Origin of the sequence: Streptomyces sp. NPDC001903 (assembly GCF_042891345.1) — a bacterium.
GTDB lineage: Bacteria > Actinomycetota > Actinomycetes > Streptomycetales > Streptomycetaceae > Streptomyces.
This window is the reverse complement of record NZ_JBIASZ010000031.1, coordinates 1-14,598: the sequence shown is the minus strand read 5'-3', so window position 1 is coordinate 14,598 and position 14,598 is coordinate 1. Positions and strand designations below refer to the sequence as shown.

Annotated in this window: 15 protein-coding genes and 2 pseudogenes; 9 read left to right on the top strand and 8 right to left on the bottom strand. The window is 67.2% G+C overall.

Going from position 1 to position 14,598, the window contains the following annotated elements; genetic code table 11:
* Positions 1–53: 53 nt before the first annotated feature.
* Positions 54–581: a transposase gene (locus ACFYZS_RS38770; protein ID WP_389023785.1), complete on the bottom strand. Its 528-nt coding sequence runs from the start codon at positions 579–581 to the stop codon at positions 54–56.
* The gene (locus ACFYZS_RS38765) at positions 527–1,117 is read right to left on the bottom strand and encodes a winged helix-turn-helix domain-containing protein (protein WP_389023782.1); all 591 of its coding nucleotides are present in this window, start codon (positions 1,115–1,117) and stop codon (positions 527–529) included. Before ACFYZS_RS38765 ends, ACFYZS_RS38770 begins: the two co-directional genes overlap by 55 nt.
* 277 nt (positions 1,118–1,394) lie before the next feature.
* Between ACFYZS_RS38765 and ACFYZS_RS38760 the strand changes: the two genes are divergently transcribed.
* Positions 1,395–2,258 (top strand): SDR family oxidoreductase, encoded by an 864-nt coding sequence (locus ACFYZS_RS38760; protein ID WP_389023779.1) that lies wholly within the window; start codon positions 1,395–1,397, stop codon positions 2,256–2,258.
* On the opposite strand, the gene ACFYZS_RS38755 is transcribed toward ACFYZS_RS38760, so the two are convergent.
* Positions 2,225–2,563 (bottom strand): hypothetical protein, encoded by a 339-nt coding sequence (locus tag ACFYZS_RS38755; protein ID WP_389023776.1) that lies wholly within the window; start codon positions 2,561–2,563, stop codon positions 2,225–2,227. The genes ACFYZS_RS38760 and ACFYZS_RS38755 overlap by 34 nt on opposite strands.
* 470 nt (positions 2,564–3,033) lie before the next feature.
* Between ACFYZS_RS38755 and ACFYZS_RS38750 the strand changes: the two are divergent.
* Positions 3,034–3,372: pseudogene (locus ACFYZS_RS38750) on the top strand (transposase); the annotation flags it as partial.
* Positions 3,373–3,410: 38 nt separating this feature from the next.
* Here the strand turns inward: ACFYZS_RS38750 and ACFYZS_RS38745 are convergent.
* Positions 3,411–4,049, bottom strand: a complete 639-nt coding sequence (locus ACFYZS_RS38745; RefSeq protein WP_389023938.1) for a hypothetical protein — start codon at positions 4,047–4,049, stop codon at positions 3,411–3,413.
* A 1,034-nt stretch (positions 4,050–5,083) separates the two neighbouring features.
* Between ACFYZS_RS38745 and ACFYZS_RS38740 the strand changes: the two genes are divergently transcribed.
* The 5 genes from ACFYZS_RS38740 (at position 5,084) to ACFYZS_RS38720 (ending at position 8,049) form a co-directional block, all read left to right on the top strand.
* Positions 5,084–5,620 carry an SMI1/KNR4 family protein gene (locus tag ACFYZS_RS38740; protein ID WP_389023773.1) on the top strand — a complete coding sequence of 179 codons (537 nt, stop codon included), beginning with the start codon at positions 5,084–5,086 and terminating at the stop codon, positions 5,618–5,620.
* Between the two features lie 146 nt (positions 5,621–5,766).
* Positions 5,767–6,615, top strand: coding sequence for an IS5 family transposase (locus ACFYZS_RS38735; protein ID WP_389023770.1), 849 nt, complete (start codon positions 5,767–5,769; stop codon positions 6,613–6,615).
* Complete coding sequence (locus tag ACFYZS_RS38730; protein WP_389023767.1) at positions 6,612–7,010, top strand: hypothetical protein; 399 nt, start codon at positions 6,612–6,614, stop codon at positions 7,008–7,010. Before ACFYZS_RS38735 ends, ACFYZS_RS38730 begins: the two co-directional genes overlap by 4 nt.
* Positions 7,011–7,103: 93 nt before the next feature.
* Complete coding sequence (locus ACFYZS_RS38725; protein WP_389023764.1) at positions 7,104–7,238, top strand: hypothetical protein; 135 nt, start codon at positions 7,104–7,106, stop codon at positions 7,236–7,238.
* Between the two features lie 40 nt (positions 7,239–7,278).
* The gene (locus ACFYZS_RS38720; RefSeq protein ID WP_389023761.1) at positions 7,279–8,049 is read left to right on the top strand and encodes a transposase; all 771 of its coding nucleotides are present in this window, start codon (positions 7,279–7,281) and stop codon (positions 8,047–8,049) included.
* 554 nt (positions 8,050–8,603) lie between these two features.
* On the opposite strand, the gene ACFYZS_RS38715 is transcribed toward ACFYZS_RS38720, so the two are convergent.
* The 4 genes and pseudogenes from ACFYZS_RS38715 to ACFYZS_RS38700 form a co-directional block, all read right to left on the bottom strand.
* The gene (locus ACFYZS_RS38715) at positions 8,604–9,188 is read right to left on the bottom strand and encodes a hypothetical protein (RefSeq protein ID WP_389023758.1); all 585 of its coding nucleotides are present in this window, start codon (positions 9,186–9,188) and stop codon (positions 8,604–8,606) included.
* Positions 9,189–9,232: 44 nt separating this feature from the next.
* Positions 9,233–11,377, bottom strand: coding sequence for a P-loop NTPase fold protein (locus ACFYZS_RS38710; protein ID WP_389023933.1), 2,145 nt, complete (start codon positions 11,375–11,377; stop codon positions 9,233–9,235).
* Between the two features lie 50 nt (positions 11,378–11,427).
* Complete coding sequence (locus ACFYZS_RS38705) at positions 11,428–11,727, bottom strand: hypothetical protein (protein ID WP_389023931.1); 300 nt, start codon at positions 11,725–11,727, stop codon at positions 11,428–11,430.
* A 364-nt stretch (positions 11,728–12,091) separates the two neighbouring features.
* A pseudogene (locus tag ACFYZS_RS38700) lies at positions 12,092–12,427 on the bottom strand (helicase associated domain-containing protein); the annotation flags it as partial.
* Positions 12,428–12,543: 116 nt separating this feature from the next.
* Here ACFYZS_RS38700 and ACFYZS_RS38695 point away from each other — a divergent pair.
* Positions 12,544–13,767 carry a hypothetical protein gene (locus ACFYZS_RS38695; protein ID WP_389023755.1) on the top strand — a complete coding sequence of 408 codons (1,224 nt, stop codon included), beginning with the start codon at positions 12,544–12,546 and terminating at the stop codon, positions 13,765–13,767.
* 151 nt (positions 13,768–13,918) lie between these two features.
* Positions 13,919–14,341, top strand: a complete 423-nt coding sequence (locus ACFYZS_RS38690; RefSeq protein WP_389023752.1) for a hypothetical protein — start codon at positions 13,919–13,921, stop codon at positions 14,339–14,341.
* Positions 14,342–14,598 lie beyond the last annotated feature (257 nt).

The window sequence follows — 14,598 nt, the reverse complement described above, 5'->3', positions numbered from 1 at the left end:
AGCTGACCAGCAGCTTTGGGCTTCGAACATTCTCGGGTCCGTCGACCCGACGCTCACAGGTCCAGGGCCAGGTCGGTGCCTGCGAGGCAGCCGTTGATGATCTCCGGTCGGTACTGCAGCATCTTCAGTCTGCGCTTCACGGCGCTGGTGATCTGGCCGAGGTCTGCCGCGGCGAGGTTGCCGATGTCACGCTTGACCAGCGACCAAACGCCCTCGGTCGGGTTGAGGTCCGGGGCATAAGTGGGCAGCTGGAACACGGTGAGCCACTCAGCGTTCGCGTCGATGAACTCGCGCATGCCGACCGTCAGGTGCAGGCGGACGTTGTCCCAGACCAGCACGATCGGTCCGCCGAGCTGGATGCGGGCGCGGACGATCAGGTCGCGGAAGTCGCGCCAGCCGAAGCCCTTCGGCTCGTCCTTGCGGCCTCGGTATTCGCGGGTCGCGTAGATCAGCCGGGACCGCTGGCCCGGCTTGTAGCAGGCCATACCCGCCATCGACACGCGCCCCGAGCCCCGACCCCTCACCCTCACGACCGGGGTCTGGCCGATCCGGCCCCAGGTCTTGGCGTGCGGCGGAGCCATCGACTGCCCGGCCTCGTCCTCGAAGACGATCCAGGCGTTGCGCTCCGCCGCGGTGCTCTTACCCGCGGCCAGGTCTCCTTCTTCCAGACCTGGACTGCGTCGTCATCGCGCTCGATCGCACGTCTGGTGGGCTGCTGCCAGCTCCAGCCGTGGCGCCTCAGCAGCCGCCAGGTACCCTCGAGCGTGTAGGAGACGTGGAACAGTCGGCCGATCAGCGTCTTGATCCGTGCCAGGGTCCACCGCTGGTCCGCCCAGCCATGAGCCAGTGGACCACGCTCCAACTCCCGCTCCAGCCTGGCGATCTGGGCTACACTGAGTCGAGGTCTTCCCGGCGACCCCTTCGACAGGACTCCCGCCTCTCCGCTCTCGCGCCAGGCCCGGCGCCACCGCTCGACGGACCGCACGCTGATCCGCAGGGCAGCGGCAATCTCCGCGTTCTTCTGCCCGCCCTCGAAACGCCCCACGGCCTGGAGCCGCAACCGCTCCCGCGTCGTCCTCTCGGCGTTGGTCAGCCCGCCGCCCTGCGCGTACCTCACACCCCACGGCTACCGGTGCCGACGGCCAACTGTCAGGCGAACGGCTCCGACATCACCCAATCAAGTTCAGTAGTCAAGGCGAGCCGATCTGAACGGCGTCGTAGCCAGTCGGCGCCAGCAGATGGGCGGCGGTTACCGTACGCGAGAGCCACGGCAGCCGGACATGAACGACCGCTCGGCCGCGTCACCCCGGCCCGTGTCCCGGGCGTGTCAGAGGTGGCGGTGGGGCGGAAGACTGCCGAGTGAGTCGCTGCGCCGTGTCCGCGAGAGCAATGTCTTGGGGCTGCTCGACTTCGACAGTGACCTGGTCCACGACCTCGGCGCCGCGGATCCCGACGTCCAGCGTGCCGTGGCGGTGCTCGCCGCTCAGCGGGCCTGCGAGGTGGCGGGCCTTGGGAGAGGGAATATGGGTTTGAATGGAAAGGTGGCACTCGTCACGGCTTCCTCGCGGGGGATCGGCCGCGCCGTCGCGTTGCGTTTGAGTCGGCACGGCGCGAATGTGGTGGTCAACTACCACTCGAATGAGGCTGCCGCGCGAGATGTCGTCAGCGAGATCGAGCAGCTTGGCAGCAAGGCCTTGGCCGTTCAGGCTGACCTCGCCGCGCCGCACGATGTCACCCGTCTTTTCGAAGAAGCGGTGGCCACGTTCGGCGGTCTTGACATCGTCGTGAATAACGCCGGTATGCGGGCCTTCGGGTCTATCGCCGCCTTTCCGGTCGAGGACCTCGACCGGCTGCTGGCCATCAACGTCAAGGGGACCTTCCTCGCCCTGCAACAGGCGGCGAACCTTGTTCGCGACGGGGGCCGTATCGTCAACATCTCCACCGGGCACACCAAGCGGCCGGGGCCCCACGTCGCCGCATATGTCGGCACCAAGGCGGCAGTTGAGTATTTCGGACACGTGCTGGCCAAGGAATTGGGCAGCCGGCAGATCACGGTCAACGCGGTTCTTCCGGGCCTGACCGACACCGACGGCTTATCGCCGGAGTTTCGGGCAAACGCCGACACATTCATCGCTCAGACACCTCTGGGTCGGCTCGGGCGCTCCGAGGACATCGCCGACGTCGTCTCCTTTCTCGTGGGTGACGACGCGCGCTGGGTCACCGGTCAGACGATCGCGGCCGCTGGCGGCCTCGTCTGATGGATCTCTTCGGCGTAATCGCATGACGTCTGCTTCCTGATCAGGAACGCCGCCAGGTCCCGGGCGTAGCCGAACTGGGTGTTCACCGCGTGCATCCGCATCCCCGGCGATTGCAAGAAGCGGTTCAGGACGACGTCGTCTTCGAACACCGGCGAGACGAGGAACGGCGTGCCTGCCTCCAGGCCCGCCTCGCGCGGCCACTCCGCCCGGTTCGCCGTCAGCAGCCGTACATCGAAGGGAAGTCCGTCTGGAGGGAGGCCGAAGTCCTCCGCCGTGGCCCGTACTCGCCACGCGTTTACGATCATGACTTTAAGTATATGGTCAGTGACCGACTGTGCACAAGGGATTGTCATTAAGCCCATGACCAGCAAATACCTCCCAGATACCCGGGGCTGGACCAAGGTCCGAAGGCGGGATACCACGGAGACGATCGTCGGCGCGATCACCGGCGCCCGCAGCTCTGCGTCCTGGGCCGCCACGACCAGAACGGCCGGTTGCGCGCGGTCGGGCGGACCTACCGCTGCGCCCGGACGCCGCCCAGCAGGTCGCCGAGCACCTCACCGCGCCACGCCCGGGCATTGTGGGAGGGTGGGCGCTTCTCGTCCACGTGGGGGAGCCGCGACGTCCTCGACATCACCCTCCTCCACCCCCGTCTGGTCGCCGAGGTCAGCGCTGACCGGGCCATCGACCGCGGCGTCTACCGCCACACCTCCGGTTCCAGCGGCTGCGCCTGGACGTGACCACAGAGGATGTCCCTCCGATTGGAAGTGGTCCGGTTCCCGCGGATCTCCAGATCTACCTGATCCTCGACAACTACGCGACCTACAAGACGCCGGGCATCAAGAAGTGGCTGCTGATGCACCCGCGGTTCCACCTGCACTTCACACCCACGAGTGCGTCCTGGCTGAACCTGGTGGAGCGGTGGTTCGCCGAGCTGACCCAGAAGAAGCTCAAGCGGGGAGTCCTCCGCTCCGTCCAGGCCCTCGAACGCGACATCCGGACCTGGATGGGCGACTGGAACGACCAACCCAGGCCCTTCGTCTGGACGAAGACCGCCGACGAGATCCTCGACAAAGTCGCCGCCTACTGCCACCGAATCTCTGACGCAGGTCACCAGGTCAGACTCGCGCCCTGGCACGGCTGGTACGTGCTTCAGGGGGTGTTCAGCCCAAACACCTCGTTGCTGGCGTTGTGGGCGCCGGGGCTTTGGATGTTGTTGTTCGTGGTGATGTTGTTGAACATCGGGATCACTCCGTTGAGGTTGACGGGGAGGATGGATCCGCCACCACCAGCGCCGGCGTCGCTGCAGCCGCCGCCCGGGATGTTGGTGGTGACGGACGACGTGTCAGAAGCAATGCCATCGACGTCGATCACGCTGGCCGTGTTGGTTACGCTGCAAGGAGCGTCGGCGGCGACGTTGACGGTTACGTCGATGGAATAGTCATCATTTGCAGCCAACGGGTTGGTGGTACCGCAGGTGATCTCTCGACGATCCACGGGGATCAAACAGCCCACGTCGCCGTTGACGCTCACGTGTTCAACAGTGATTCCTGTGGGGAAGTGGTCATCCACGCGGGTTCCCCCAGTAGTCGGATCCCCGCCCGTATTGTCGACATGGATGCGGTACACCCCCTGCCCGCCTCGAACAAACGCCCCCACCGTGGTCTTTGTGATCTCGAGCTGTGCTTGCGCGTACGCGGGGGTGACCCAGACAGCGAACGGCAGTGCGACGCCCAGGCCCAGGGTGGTGCCGAGGGCAGCGATGTTCCGCCTCAACGTGCGATTCGTCACGGTGTTTTCTCCCTGTCGAATAGAGGATGCCTGCTTGCGTAGGAACGCCACAGGAACGCCACGATCACGGCTGCGATCCCGAAGTCACCCGATCGCCGCCACCACAGCGGCGACGTTCACCCGCCAGGCCCCAGTTGGCCATGGCGAAGGACGTTCGGTGACGCCGGGCCGCCGGACAGCCGGCCCGAACCGACGCCTCGGACGAGAGAACGCCACGATGCCCCCGACGCTCTGCCACTGACCCGCCACCTCGTCGCAGGACTGCCCTGGCTGCAGGACACCTCGCCGGTGGCTGGAGAAGTCCACGGCCCAGGCGTAGTCGATCTTCGGCAGTGGCACAAAGCCTCACCTGACCAACTGAGTTACAACTTCTCTACTGGTTCAAGGGCCCGCGCAAGCGCGGGCTGGCCCCTTGGGCCCGACCCCTCCGCCTACGGCGCCGGGGCCGTGCCCCTGGGGCCGCAAGCAAGTCACGGTCCTGAGTAGACACCCGATCATGCAGGGCCCGGTCAGAACGATGCCTCCGGCGGGGGATCGGCCAGCACCGGGATGGAGGGGGCGCCGTTCGCGACTGCGTGTCGGCGTACTTCTTAAAGTGCACCGTAGAGTACGGAGATAAGTGCACCAGTCATGGCGAGTTGGCAGTGATCGCGAACAGGTGGGATGGGGCCGGGCTGTCAGGCTGCACTCGTGGCCCTCGACGATGCCTGGATGCCGGTTGGGCCGAAACCACCCCCGTGCAGACCAGGGAGGCTGCCGTTCTCCAGTGCTGGCGGCCTCGGAACCGGCCCCATCCCGCCGCACTCCAAAGGCAGGGTCTGAGAGGGCGGTTCGTGAGTCTTTGAGCGGCTCTGCCATCGCCTGATGGTGTGGGTGCGCGGCGGACCCGCCGGTCCGCAGGCGCTCGCCTGCTGGTGTGATGATGTTCCCAAGACCTACGGGCCTTCGACACGCCAGCGGCATGACCTCGGACGAGTCGCCGAAGGTGGAGAACCGGTTCCCAAGCGAGGCCACGACTGGCTGGACTACGAAAGATGAGAGAAACCATGGCCGCCCTTGAGCGACTTCGGCACCTCATGCAGCCGTCGAGTATGGGGACCTTCATCGACTGGGACGACATCGCGGTGGCGTACGGCACTCGATTCCCGTCCGATTACAGGAACTTCCTGTCCGTCTACGGCAGCGGTGAAATCGACGGAATGCTGGCCGTCTTCGCTCCGAGCATGGATCCTCATGCTCCTTCCCGTCACACCTCAAGGCTTCCGGCGGATGTTCTCGACCTGCCGGAGGTCAACGAGTGGAACGACCCGCTGCACGCCGAGCTCTACGGCCCGGCGGACATCATGGTCTGGGGGGAGACAGCCGAAGCGGACGTACTGCTCTGGATCACGAGCAGCCACGAACCCGGCACCTGGCCTGTGGCTGTCTATACGCACGGAGGTGAGTGGACGGTCTACGACTGCACCATGACGGAATTCCTGCTGCAGCTCCTCACTGGAGAATTCGACGGGAACCCGACAGGGCTGACGCGTCTGTACGGAAAGGGTAGCGCGGAGTTCACCACCGGCTGACAGGTCAGGGCACCGGAGTAGGACACTGTCTCCAGAGCTTCTCAGCGGGCGGTTCGTGACTTTTGAGCGACTCTGACGTCGCCTGATGGTGTGGGTGCAGGGCGGAACCCGCCGGTCCGCAGGCGCTCGTCTGCTGGTGTGATGATGTGAGTGAACGCATGCCCTACCCCAGCGACTTATCCCAGGCGCAGTGGGCTCTGATCGAGCCGGTGATCACGGCGTGGAAGGACCGGCACCGCTCGGTCAGCGGTCATCAGGGGGCCTACGCGATGCGGGAGATCGTAAACGCGATCCTCTATCAGGGCCGGACCGGCTGCCAGTGGGCCTACCTCCCGCACGACCTGCCGCCGAAGAGCGCGACGTACTACTACTTTGCGGCCTGGCGGGACGACGGAACGGACCAGGTCGTCCACGAGCTCCTGCGCTGCCAGGTACGTGAGAAGGCCCGTCGATTAGAGGACCCGACCCTGGTGGTCCTGGACACCCAGAGTATCCACACTGCCGCCGGGGTCCCTGCCTCCACGACCGGCCGGGATCCGGCGAAGAGGGTCCCGGGCCGCAAGCGGGGGCTGGCCGTGGACGTGCTAGGCCTGGTCATCGCGGTGGTCGTTCTCGCCGCGAGCGCGCACGACAACGCCGCGGGCGTCGCTTTGCTGGACCAGGTAGCCGAGCACACCGGCGGAACCGTCGAGAAGGCGCTGGTCGATCAGGGCTTCAAGAACCAGGTCGTCGTTCATGGGGCCGGCCTGGGCATCGACGTCGAGATCGTCGTGCGCAATCCGCAGGAGACGGGGTTCGTTCCGCAGCCGAAGCGGTGGAGGGTCGAGCAGACCTACGGGATCCTGATACTGCACCGGCGTCTGGTCCGCGACTACGAGCACCGCCCGGCCTCCTCCGCCTCCCGCCTCTACTGGGCGATGACCCACGTCATGGCCCGCCGCCTCACCGGCGCGAACACCCCCACCTGGCGTGAACCACAGGCGGTGGCCGTGTGAACATCCAGCCCCTGCTGGATGCGCTCGGCATCCAGGAGGAAGCCGCCCGGGCCCTGACCAACGACCTCCGCACCCGGATCGGCGAACTGCAAGACCACCTGCGGGAGGCCGAGACCCACCTCGAACACCTCGCGATCACGCGGAAGACCGTCACCACACTCGCGGACCGGCTCCCGGCCGCCTCGCCGGACCTGCCCGAGCACCCGGACTACCCCCGCATCCTCGCCGTCTTCAACGAGACCACCGGCCCCCTCCGGGCCCGCGACATCTGCGAAGCCCTCGACCACGAACTGCTGCCGAAGAACATCGAAGGCATCCGCGCCAAGCTGAAACGCCTGGTCAAGCTCGACATCCTCACCGAGGCCGACACCGGCAACTTCACCAAGAAGCAGTAGCCGGCCGAGTTTCGCGACGAGCAGCTCCGCCCAGCCTCACCCGGAAGCAGACATCAGCTCACGAACCACCCTCTGAGACATCCGGTCCTGTCAGTGTGGGGAACCGACATCATCTGCTACGGCCACGATCTGGCCGACTACGTCGACCGCGAGTTCGGCGAGGTCGACGAGGATGCGCCTTGGGCTCCGCAGGCATCCGTGCCGTTCTGGAAGGACTTCCTCGGCTGAGATTGCCCACGGCTGCTGCCGGGCACAGATGATCTCTGTCGTGTCTGGCGTGATCACGGCCTCAGAGCCGTCCTGGATAGCCCCGTTCTCCGGGCTGAGCCCGCATGCCTTCGGGAAGCTGGTGACGGTACTGCGACGCGAGGGTGCGGACGTGGTCCGCAGGGGCCGACCCTGGAGCCTTTCACTGGAGGACAGGACCCTGCTGGTCACGGCCTACTGGCGCACGAACCTGACCCTGCGCCAGCTCGCCCCGCTGTTCGGGGTGTCGAAGTCGGCGGCGGACCGGATCATCGACCACCTCGGGCCGATGCTTGCCCTCCAGCCCCGCAAAGGGTTCGCGAAGGACACCGTGCTCATCGTGGACGGCACCCTGGTCCCCACCCGCGACCACACCATCGCCGAGCGGTCGAAGAACTACCGGTACTCCACCAACCACCAGGTCGTCATCGACGCCGACACCTGCCTGGTCGTCGTGGTCGGCCGGCCGCTCGCCGGGAACCGCAACAACTGCAAGGCGTGGGAAGAGTCCGGCGCCAAGGCCGCCGTCGGCAGAACACTCACGATCGCCGACGGCGGCTATCCGGGCACCGGGCTGGTGATCCCACATCGCCGCGAGCGGGGCCAGGCCGAACTCCCTGCCTGGAAAGAGGACCACAACAGGTCCCACAAGCAGGTCCGTGCCCGCGTCGAGCACGTCTTCGCCCGTATGAAGACCTGGAAGATCCTCCGCGACTGCCGCCTCAGAGGCGACGGCGTCCACCACGCCATGCTCGGCATCGCACGGATGCACAACCTCGCCCTCGCCGGATAGGTCAGCGGGCCGCACGGCGGCCAGACACGCCCGAGGCATCCGAAGATCATTTACGGGACAGCGCTTAGGCCAGGGTCTGAAACGGTTCCGGTAGGTCTGTTCTGTAGAAGGGGGCCCCTGGAGGAGCCGGCGTGGACTGGTTCTGCGCGTGGAACGAGCACACCAGGGCGCGACCCCCGCTACCTCTCAGAGAGCTCCGCGACGCTTATGCCGACCGCCTCGCCGAGCGACCACACCGGGTCAGAGGGCAGTGGACCGAACGGCCGCAGGCGGCGCCGAAGGGCGCCGGCTGCGGCCGTGTTCCTTTAGATCACTCCGAGTTCCGTGAGTACGTCTGTCCAGGGGCGGCTTTTCTGATCAGTGGGTGGTGGGTTGGCCTTGGCTGATCAGTTTGGTGTGGGGGGTGATAGGGCTCTGGGCCGAGCTATCACGGCTTGGTGATGGGGGGCCGGGGTTCCAGGTCTCTGCGTTGAGCTGCTGTTTTGTCAGGTGGAGCGGGTGTTGGTCAGGTGTGGTCATGCTCCGGGTGTGTTGATCAGATTCGTTGAGTGCTGCTATGCGGTCATCCAGTACAGGGCGGTGTCCACGTCGCGTGGAGCCCAGGTGTGGATCGGGGCTGGGGCGGTGGCGAGGAGTTGGTCGATCGCTTCTATGTAGCGGCTGTAGCGGCCGGGTGCGTGGCTGAGGGCGATGCCGAGAGTGTGTAGTCCGCTGTGTGCCCGCCGGTCGTAGATGGCCATGCGGTCTGGTGCGGCTGCCGTGAGGACGGCGGAGGCGAGGGCGTCACCGGTGCGGAAGCCCGGTAGGTGGGCGAGAGCGGCGCGGCCAGCTTGTGCTCCTGCGCAGAGGCTGAGAGTGGTGTCCCGGGCGGCGGTCGTGGCTGCGGCGGTTGCGCGGCGTACGTCGGTGTCTGCGAGCGCCATGAGTTCGGCCGCCCAGGGTGTGTCGGCTCTGAGCTGTTTCCACATCAGCAGTGCTCCGATGTCGGCTTTGCCGATGCTTCCGCTGGTGCATGCACGTCGTGTCACTTCTTGCAGGGTCTCGTCGTAGTACGGGCCGACGGTGTCGGTGTAGGCCTGGCGGGCGGCGGCGAGGCGCTGCCATTGTTCGGGTGCGGGGGTGAGCGGTTGGTCTGTCACGGCTTGTTGCTCCGTCTTGTCCGGAGGGATGAGGCAGGGGGTGGTCAGCCGCTGACTGGGGGGGTGCCGCGGTGTTCCCGGAGTGCTTGGAGGATGCGAGCCGGGTGTTCGTCCTGGGAGTTGTCGGGGTCTGCTGCGGGGGCGTCGAGGAGTGAGCCGAGGCGGCTGTACAGCGCGTCGAGGCCGATGAGCGCGTCGAGGCTCTGCAGGGTGTCGTCGTCGATGAGAGGGAAGGGCGCCCGGTCGGGCGGGAGGAGCACGGCAAGGAGGTCAAGCAGGGTCCATGTCTCCTCGAGCTGCTGGTTGATCCAGGCCCGGGTGGCTTCGGATGCGGTGTGGCGCCATGCCCAGAGGAGGGTGATCTCCGGCTCGGTGAGTTCGTTGACGGCCCGGCTCGCGGAGGGGGCGAGGTGCCGTGCGATCTCGTGGCTGATCAGTGAGCGGGCCTGGCTGATCCAGTCGGGGGTGACTGCCGCTTGTGTGCTTTCCGGGTTCTCGGAGCCGTTGCGGGCAGTGACGCGTTGGAGAGTGCGAGCAGCCAAGACGGCTCCGTTTGGGGTCTCAGCCATGGTTTTGAGGACTGCCGGCCGGTCGGGCTCGGCTAGGTCGGTCAGGAGGTCTTTCGCGAGGAAGTCCATGGCGCGGTCCGCAGTGAAGAGGCCGAGGGCCCCTTGAGGAGAGGCAGTGAGGTGGCCGCAATGCGAGGCTGCGGCTTTGAGGAGCGCGGCTGCCGGTAGGGGTGTGCCGGCGGCGCGTTTGTACTGGATGCGCCGGGTAATGCGCTGGGTGTCGTCGCGCAGGCGCAGGAGGAGTTCGTCTGCTTCGGTGCCCGGGGTGTCGTCGGCCAGTTGCTGCAGGGCGGTGTCGAAGGTGTCCTCGGGAAGGTCGTCGTCGGGGATGCCGAAGACCATGTACCGGTCGAAGTAGTCGATGCTGCCGATGCCGCGCCGCCGCGCGATGGCCTGAAAGTTGATGCCATGGCCGAGAGCCTGCCGGACTGGTGCGAACAGCATGCCCATCAGGCCGACCACGCCGTCCAGGTGCTGTTCGGCGACGCCGGCACCCTGCAGCCTGGTGTGCCAGCGGTCGATGTCCTGTTCGGGCCGCTCGACGCGGCGCGAGGGCAGGTCCATGCTGGTGCCGGTGAGTTCGGCCCGGTGGTGCCACAGCAATTGGTAGGCGCGGGGCTCACTGGTGCGCAGGAAGGTGACGATGAGGAAGTCGACGATGTCGACGTTGCCGGTGAGCTGGCCGAGAGTGGCGTCCACCTGGCCGAAGAACCGCTTGATGGCCCGCGGGGTACGCAGCCGGTCCTGCAGGTAGCGGTAGTAGGCCTCGGAGAGCCTTTCCTGCTCGCTGGCTGTCAGGGTCAGGTTGTGCGAGGCGAGGACTGCGGCGAGGGAGCGGTTGACCAGAATGTCGGCGTCGCGCTCGCGGAAAGCGGGAAGGTCCAGCCGGACCTGGATGATCTTTTCCAGGAAGTCGCGTGCGCGGGGCTCGCTGTTGCCGACGAGCTCACTGCGTTGCAGGACGTCCAGCAGAGTCCGTTCGTCGAAGCTGATCAGGTAGTACACATTGGGAAGATGGCCTACGAGGCGTACCAGCTTGAAGACGACGAGGAGCTCTTCGGGGGTGAGGCGGTCGAGGTCGTCCATGACGACGAGGACCGGGTGATCTGCTTCGCGCAGGGCTTCCTCGGCTTTGTGTTTGGCGGCGGATGCGCTCGTGTCGCCGCTGATGCGGTTGCTGACCTCCTGGATCAGCCCCTCGGAGTCCAGGCCGAAGAGAGCGGTGACCTTCCCCAGAGGACTGATGGCCTTGCCGAATCCGCCGATCTTCTCCCGCGCCTCGGACCATCGCTCGTTCTTCGGGAGGGCTTCGCGGATCTCGCTGAACAGTGCCAGCGTGAGCGACTCCAGATCGGAGTACAGCCACGGGTTGAGTTCCGCGACCAGCCACCCGTCATCGTTGGCCGCGGCGTCCCGTAGGCGACGTGTCACCTTGCCCAGGACGCTGGACTTCCCTGACCCCCAGGGGCCGATCAGCGCGAGGACTCCGGTTTCGGTCTGGGCTCGTACCCGGTCCAGCAGGCTGATGACATGGTGAGCGTATTGCCCGTGTCCGAGCAGGTCAGGTCCTCCCTCGTGGTCGAGGAAGGGTTCGTCGTTGAAGAAGTGCGAGTCGGCCATCTGCCCATTGTCGGGACAGGCCGGAATCCAGGTAAGGGAGTTCGCGCTGTTCAGATCGCAACGAGGCTGGCTGTGGTGAAGAGGTGTTGTTGGTGGGGGTGGAGGAGTAGCCAGCCGCGTTGCTGTTTCTGGGCCCAGCGGCGGGCTGCCGGGTGGCGGGGGTGAGTCTGGGCATGGTGGTAGGCGCGTTGCCAGGCCATGCCCCAGGGCGAGTTCCACCAGGGGTCGATGGCGGTCAGGGCGCGGGCTGCAGGGAAGGAGTGGCCGGTCTTGTTGGCGCGGTAGCGCTGTTTGATCAGCCATCGGCCCAGACAGAAGCCCTCGTGGAGGGTGTCGTGGGTCTCGGCCAGGTGGCCGTGGGTCTCGGCGAAGGCCTTGGCGTGTTCGATGGCGGTGCGCCAGGGGTACGCGCGCCGGGTGCGTGCGTGCGTGGGCGACCTCAGGCGTGATGCCGATCAGCGTCAGGAGGTGCTGTTGGTCTGGGTGGAGCTGGTGGTACTGCGGGCAGGCCCGGCTGACCCAGCTTCCCAGGATGGTGCTGGGGGAGGGGGTCAGCGCGGCGGGGTCGAAGGGGCGGCCCGCTTGGACGTGGTCGGGGGCGCGGTAGTAGTTGCGCTGCCAGTGCAGGTCCCAGGGCGGGTTCCACCACGGGTCGATCGCGGCGAGTTCGGCCAGGTGGGGCGAGGGCGGCATACCGGCTCGGGCGCGTTGTTCGGCGCGGTTGCGTTGGCTGAACAGCCACATGCCCAGGGGGTAGCCGACGTGCCGGGTATCGCGGGGGACTGCGAGGTGGCCGTGTTCGGCGTGCCACGCTCGGGCGTGTGCCGGGGCTGTTTCGCCTGGCCCCAGATCGGGGCGGTGCCCGAGGCGGCTGCGGGGCTCACGGGGACGCTTCGGCTCAGTGGCACGCCGTGCGCGACGCGGGCCGGTGGTAGTTGCAGGATCCGCAGCCCTTCCGGCTCTGCTGGTCTTGTCTTCCGTTCCCGGAGCCGGGACGGCAGCCGGTGCTTTGAGAACCGTACGTGCGTGTTTCCGGGCCGTGCGAACCATTTCGGCGGTGATGCCGATGTCGGCGTCGGTTTGCAGCAGGCCGGTCGCAGCCGTGTGGACGAGGAGTTGTTGCGCTGGGCCTACAGCAAGCTCAGCTCCCGGCAGGCGGCCTGATCGTGCTGACCTGCCCCGATCCGCCCCCGGTGATCGTGATCGGCGCCCCGGGCGATGACCTGGTGCACACCCGCGCTGCTCTGGCCGCACACGACCTGCTGGCGGGGAGGATCACCGTCCACCCCACGCCGGGTACCGATTCCACGCTGGCACTCGCCCACGACGTCCTGGCAGCTCTGGGCAAGCCCGTCCCGGTGGCCGGGTACCGCGGGCACGACACCGGCCCGGTCTGGGCCCTCGCCGCGGCCTGGATCCTCGCGACGGGCACGACGCACCTGCTGCTCCTGCGGGCACACTTCCTCACCCAGCCCCGCCTGGACGCTCTGCTGCTCCTGCGCCGCCGCACCGGCCTGCGGCTGACCCTTGTCGTCCACACCTCGCGCCTGCCCGCCGGCGTGGACCGGATCCTGTCCGGCGTCCGCCACCACTTCGCCGATGCCACGGCCCTCCTGCCCGCCGCCGACGACGGCCCTTCCGCCGCCGACTGCCCGCTGCCGCGCCCTCTGGCCAACCGCTGGATCGCCCTGCCGGCCCTGACCACCCTGCTGGCCTTCGACGAACCGACCCGCCCCTGCCGCTGCAGCGCACCGCTGGCGCCCGACCGCGACTTCTTCCCGCCAGTGATCCCGCAGACCACCGAGGCCGAGGTCGCCTGGCGCCTGCACCGGGCCACGGCCCATCCTCATCTGGCCGCCCAACTGGCTACCGCAGTGTTCACCGCTGCGTCCACCACTCAGCTGCGCACCGCCCATGTCCACGACCTGGGCCCGGCTGCCGCCACCATTACCCTCCACGACGACGGGCTCCGCCGAGGCTGCTTGACCCACGAGGTCCCGCTGTGGGCACGTCCGTTGCTGATGGCGGCCCGCCGCGTCTGGGACATCGTCACTGGTACCAGCGGACCCCTTCTCACCGATCCACTGGGCAGTACCGGCCTGCCGTCCCTGACCGCCTTCGCCGAGAGCTGCAAGCTCCGGCCTCCCCAGCCGCCCAGGCCCGCACCATGCAAGAGAAAAACCGCGACAGCGCCGCGGCCGAAGCCGCAGGAGAAGACCGTCTGGCCGGTGTGCACCGTCCACTACGGACTGGCCTGGGCCGAGCGTGAACCTGACCTGATGCGCGGCTGTCCGTACCTGCCCCCTCACACCCGGAAGACCATCGCCAGGAAGAAGAACGGGTGGCTGCCACCGGACTACGGCCTGCCCGAACTCCAGCCCCCACGCTGAGATTTGGAGCCGCTCGGGCACCGCGACCAGGAACCCACTCGGCGAGCCCACTCTGCGAGCTGGGCCTCAGCGCGGCATACCCCCTAGCCCAGTTTCAATCTGGAGAACAGAATGAATCATCTCGGCGGGGGTGAGCTGGCATGATCGGGTCATGCCTATCACTATCGAGTTCTTCGTGGCACCGGATGATGAGGTGGCTGCTCAGGTCGGGCCGCGGCAGCGCCGACATGGGTTTCCCGCGTTCACGTGCGCGGATTTCTACCCCGACGATGCGGTGGAGGACTGGGAGGTCCTGCTGGCAGGGGGTGTAGCTACAGGCTCGCGTGATGTGGTGCCGATGAAGAATGACGGCTTCACGGTGTTCGAGCTTCCTTCCCGGCTGTGCTCCGCTCTGGTCCAGGCGAGCAGTGGCCGGCTCGTTGAGGTTGCGGGTGCATGGGCTGAACTAGCCGCAGTCAAGGACGAGGGCGTGCGAGCCGAGACAGCGGCCGAGATCCTGATGGAGCTGGCAGATCTAGCCCGCAGGGCTGAGGGCTCTCGTCAGCCTCTGTACTGCTGGTACTTCGCACCCTGACCGGGAGCCGCGATACAGCAGATGCCCACACCCCACCTTGCTGCCAGCCAGGCCCGCGAAGCGGGCTTCAGCCCTGGAGGCGGAGCCGGAAGGACCAGGGCGGGGGAGCGCAGCGGACCCGCCCAACGGGCCGGAGGCCCGGACCCCGTGAAACGGGGTCACCCTGGCCTGCGGAGCAGGCCGTTCGGGGTGGAGCGAAGCGAAACCCCGAACAGTCCGGAGCGAAGCGCAGGACACCGGCCCGAAGGGCCGGCCTT

Coding starts and splice junctions, on each gene's coding strand:
- ACFYZS_RS38770 (WP_389023785.1), bottom strand. CDS start 581: ATGGCTCCGCCGCACGCCAAGACCTGGGGCCGGATCGGCCAGACCCCG.
- ACFYZS_RS38755 (WP_389023776.1), bottom strand. CDS start 2,563: ATGATCGTAAACGCGTGGCGAGTACGGGCCACGGCGGAGGACTTCGGC.
- ACFYZS_RS38740 (WP_389023773.1), top strand. CDS start 5,084: ATGAGAGAAACCATGGCCGCCCTTGAGCGACTTCGGCACCTCATGCAG.
- ACFYZS_RS38710 (WP_389023933.1), bottom strand. CDS start 11,377: ATGGCCGACTCGCACTTCTTCAACGACGAACCCTTCCTCGACCACGAG.
- ACFYZS_RS38690 (WP_389023752.1), top strand. CDS start 13,919: ATGCCTATCACTATCGAGTTCTTCGTGGCACCGGATGATGAGGTGGCT.